1 protein-coding gene is annotated in these 368 nt (G+C 61.4%); it reads left to right on the forward strand.

The window, feature by feature from the left end; all coding sequences use genetic code 11:
* Nucleotides 1–93: 93 nt before the first annotated feature.
* Nucleotides 94–368, forward strand: a 275-nt coding sequence (locus HX855_RS32970) for a DUF1120 domain-containing protein (RefSeq protein ID WP_178948088.1), incomplete at its 3' end; no start/stop codon positions are given.

Here is a 368-nt window from a genome sequence, read left to right on the forward strand (position 1 = left end):
CCTGTAAGCCCACCGATGTACATGCCATGGACCGGCGCCCCTGGGACCTCGCCTCTGACTGCGAGGTTCGTTACCTGCACCGAGAAGCGAACGATGAACGGATACCTACGCCTTAGCGCGGCGCTGTTAGTGCTCAACACCAGCTCCACTGTTTTGGCCAGTACCGCCAGCGACATGACCGTCTCCGGCCTCGTCACCCCCAGTTCATGCACCGTCGGTTTGTCCGGCAGCGGCCTGATCGACCACGGCAAAATCCCGGTCCACCGCCTGAACCCCGATACGCCAACGACATTGCCCAGCGAGTGGCTGGATGTGGATATCAACTGCAGTGGGCCGATGCTGTTTGCCTTGATCGGCATGGACAGCCG

It is taken from the genome of Pseudomonas sp. IPO3778 (assembly GCF_013386825.1).
GTDB lineage: Bacteria > Pseudomonadota > Gammaproteobacteria > Pseudomonadales > Pseudomonadaceae > Aquipseudomonas.